This window comes from Petralouisia muris, from assembly GCF_004793545.1.
Classification (GTDB): Bacteria; Bacillota; Clostridia; order Lachnospirales; family Lachnospiraceae; genus Petralouisia; species Petralouisia muris.
This window is the reverse complement of record NZ_SRYA01000266.1, coordinates 1-415: the sequence shown is the minus strand read 5'-3', so window position 1 is coordinate 415 and position 415 is coordinate 1. Positions and strand designations below refer to the sequence as shown.

At 45.5% G+C, this 415-nt stretch carries 1 protein-coding gene; it reads right to left on the bottom strand.

All coding sequences use genetic code 11. From position 1 onward, the window contains the following. Positions 1–117: DNA cytosine methyltransferase (locus E5329_RS29445; RefSeq protein ID WP_330572450.1), on the bottom strand; the 117-nt coding region annotated here is incomplete at its 3' end. Positions 118–415 lie beyond the last annotated feature (298 nt).

Sequence of the window (415 nt, the reverse complement as noted above, 5' to 3'; positions counted from 1 at the left end):
TGCCCGGTTGGCGTGTTTGTCGATTTCCGAGTGGCCGATGCAGGTAAAGCCGCCGGCGCGCTCCAGCCCGGCGCGGAACCCGCCAATACCGGCAAACATATCAAAAAATCGAATCATATTTTGTTTTGTCATGGTATGCCTCCTTTTCTGTTGTCTTGTTTGTATATGACTATTCATATATCGCTTTTGTTTGGTGTGCTTGGGCGCCTGGCGCAGTTAAGCCAGCAGGACAGGCACTTTCTGTTTCCGGTATAATTTATGCACTGCCTGTTTTTGTTTTTCCGTTTTTAGCTTTCTTAGGAGATGGTTACATAAAATCTTTTATCCCGTCATAAACATGGCTGCAGAAATCGAGGATTATATCGATAATTTTTTCCTCTTCCACATTTTTTGGCTTTACGTCCCAGCCGCGGTC